Genomic DNA, 3,367 nt, shown 5'->3' on the forward strand with positions numbered 1-3,367 from the left:
TTGAGCCGGGGTAGGAACTGGGTCAGTAGCTCAGTCGGTTAGAGCACCGTCTTGATAAGGCGGGGGTCATAGGTTCGATTCCTATCTGACCCACCATTTGCATGTTGGATGGAAGCCAGTTTTATCCGATGGGGGCATAGCTCAGTTGGGAGAGCACCTGCTTTGCAAGCAGGGGGTCGTCGGTTCGATCCCGTCTGCCTCCACACGCCTGGTGGGCGATCTGGAAGGAATCAGAATTAAGGGCGTTCGAGGGTTCGAGCGGGTTTAATTCTGACTGCTTCAGTTGGACGAGTATAAAACTCTGTATCTGATCTTTAACAAGATAGAAGAAGCAAGACTCAAATTAGTTTTAATTGGGTTTGATTGTATCGAGACTGGATTCTGTAACAGGAATCTGGCGTCGCAAACATGCTTATAGCCTGAAGCACATCGTGTTTGAGGTTATAGGATCAAGCGAATAAGTGCATCTGGTGGATGCCTTGGCGATCACAGGCGATGAAGGACGTGGCAGCCTACGAAAAGCTGCGGGGAGCTGGCAAACGAGCTTTGATCCGCAGATGTCCGAATGGGGAAACCCACCTCTTTTGAGGTATCCGCACCTGAATCCATAGGGTGTGTGAAGCGAACCGGGAGAACTGAAACATCTAAGTACCCCGAGGAAAAGAAATCAACCGAGATTCCCAAAGTAGTGGCGAGCGAAATGGGAAGAGCCTGTACGTGATAGCGGTAGTCTTAATAGAACGGTATGGAAAGGCCGGCCATAGTGGGTGATAGCCCCGTATATGAAAAGACCATCGTGGTACTGAGCGTACGAGAAGTAAGGCGGGACACGTGAAATCCTGTCCGAAGATGGGGGGACCATCCTCCAAGGCTAAATACTCGTGATCGACCGATAGTGAACCAGTACCGTGAGGGAAAGGCGAAAAGAACCCCGGGAGGGGAGTGAAATAGAACCTGAAACCGGATGCATACAAACAGTGGGAGCCTCTTCGTGGGGTGACTGCGTACCTTTTGTATAATGGGTCAGCGACTTACGTTCAGTAGCGAGCTTAACCGAATAGGGGAGGCGTAGGGAAACCGAGTCCGAATAGGGCGATGAGTTGCTGGGCGTAGACCCGAAACCGAGTGATCTATCCATGGCCAGGATGAAGGTGCGGTAACACGCACTGGAGGTCCGAACCCACTAGTGTTGCAAAACTAGGGGATGAGCTGTGGATAGGGGTGAAAGGCTAAACAAACTCGGAAATAGCTGGTTCTCCCCGAAAACTATTTAGGTAGTGCCTCAAGTATCACTTGCGGGGGTAAAGCACTGTTATGGCTAGGGGGTCATCGCGACTTACCAAACCATTGCAAACTCTGAATACCGCAAAGTGCGAGCTTGGGAGACAGACATCGGGTGCTAACGTCCGGTGTCAAGAGGGAAACAACCCAGACCGCCGTCTAAGGTCCCAAATGCTAGATTAAGTGGAAAACGAGGTGGGAAGGCATAGACAGCCAGGATGTTGGCTTAGAAGCAGCCATCATTTAAAGAAAGCGTAATAGCTCACTGGTCGAGTCGTCCTGCGCGGAAGATGTAACGGGGCTCAAATCTAGAACCGAAGACGCGGATATGTGTTTACACATATGGTAGGGGAGCGTTCCGTAGGCCTGTGAAGGTGTGGTGTGAACCATGCTGGAGGTATCGGAAGTGCGAATGCTGACATGAGTAGCGTTAAAACGAGTGAAAAGCTCGTTCACCGAAAGCCCAAGGTTTCCTACGCAACGTTAATCGGCGTAGGGTGAGTCGGCCCCTAAGGCGAGGCTGAAAAGCGTAGTCGATGGGAAACAGGTTAATATTCCTGTACCGATTCTGAGTGCGATGTGGGGACGGAGAAGGGTAGGTCAGCCGGGTGTTGGATGTCCCGGTTCAAGCGTGTAGGTGGGGGATTTAGGCAAATCCGGATCCCTATTAACACTGAGGCGTGATAACGAGGGCCCATTGGGCCTGAAGTGATTGATCCCATGCTTCCAGGAAAAGCCACTAAGCTTCAGCTCAGAATTGACCGTACCGCAAACCGACACTGGTGGGCAGGATGAGAATTCTAAGGTGCTTGAGAGAACTCAGGAGAAGGAACTCGGCAAATTGACACCGTAACTTCGGGAGAAGGTGTGCCGCAGTAGCGTGAAGCGACTAGCTCGTGGAGCGTGACGCGGTTGCAGTGAAAAGGTGGCTGCGACTGTTTATCAAAAACACAGCACTCTGCCAAGACGAAAGTCGACGTATAGGGTGTGACGCCTGCCCGGTGCCGGAAGGTTAAGTGATGGGGTGCAAGCTCTTGATCGAAGCCCCGGTAAACGGCGGCCGTAACTATAACGGTCCTAAGGTAGCGAAATTCCTTGTCGGGTAAGTTCCGACCCGCACGAATGGCGTAACGATGGCCACACTGTCTCCTCCTGAGACTCAGCGAAGTTGAAGTGTTTGTGAAGATGCAATCTCCCCGCTGCTAGACGGAAAGACCCCGTGAACCTTTACTGTAGCTTTGCATTGGACTTTGAACGGACTTGTGTAGGATAGGTGGGAGGCTTTGAAGCGTGGACGCTAGTCTGCGTGGAGCCGTCCTTGAAATACCACCCTGGTGCGTTTGAGGTTCTAACCTAGGTCCATCATCTGGATCGGGGACCGTGCATGGTAGGCAGTTTGACTGGGGCGGTCTCCTCCCAAAGTGTAACGGAGGAGCTCGAAGGTCACCTAGGTACGGTCGGACATCGTACTGATAGTGTAATGGCACAAGGTGGCTTGACTGCGAGACCGACAAGTCGAGCAGGTGCGAAAGCAGGACATAGTGATCCGGTGGTTCTGAATGGAAGGGCCATCGCTCAACGGATAAAAGGTACTCCGGGGATAACAGGCTGATTCCGCCCAAGAGTTCACATCGACGGCGGAGTTTGGCACCTCGATGTCGGCTCATCACATCCTGGGGCTGTAGCCGGTCCCAAGGGTATGGCTGTTCGCCATTTAAAGTGGTACGTGAGCTGGGTTCAAAACGTCGTGAGACAGTTTGGTCCCTATCTGCAGTGGGCGTTGGAAGTTTGAGGGGGGCTGCTCCTAGTACGAGAGGACCGGAGTGGACGCACCTCTGGTGTACCGGTTGTCACGCCAGTGGCATCGCCGGGTAGCTAAGTGCGGAAGAGATAACCGCTGAAAGCATCTAAGCGGGAAACTCGCCTCGAGATGAGACTTCCCTGGGGATTTAATCCTCCTGAAGGGTCGTTCGAGACCAGGACGTTGATAGGTCGGGTGTGGAAGCGCAGTAATGCGTTAAGCTAACCGATACTAATTGCCCGTGAGGCTTGATCCTATAACCTGAGCCACGATGGTTCGGGTGTG

At 52.6% G+C, this 3,367-nt stretch carries 2 tRNA genes and 1 rRNA gene; all 3 read left to right on the forward strand.

Annotated elements, in window-relative coordinates:
• Nucleotides 1-19 precede the first annotated feature (19 nt).
• The 3 genes from C556_RS0118585 (at nucleotide 20) to C556_RS0118595 (ending at nucleotide 3,338) form a co-directional block, all read left to right on the forward strand.
• Nucleotides 20-96: transfer RNA gene (locus tag C556_RS0118585), tRNA-Ile, on the forward strand.
• Nucleotides 97-130: 34 nt separating this feature from the next.
• Nucleotides 131-203: transfer RNA gene (locus C556_RS0118590), tRNA-Ala, on the forward strand.
• Between the two features lie 244 nt (nucleotides 204-447).
• Nucleotides 448-3,338, forward strand: a 23S ribosomal RNA gene (locus tag C556_RS0118595).
• Nucleotides 3,339-3,367: the final 29 nt, after the last annotated feature.

The organism is Chitiniphilus shinanonensis DSM 23277 (assembly GCF_000374805.1).
Lineage (GTDB): Bacteria > Pseudomonadota > Gammaproteobacteria > Burkholderiales > Chitinibacteraceae > Chitiniphilus > Chitiniphilus shinanonensis.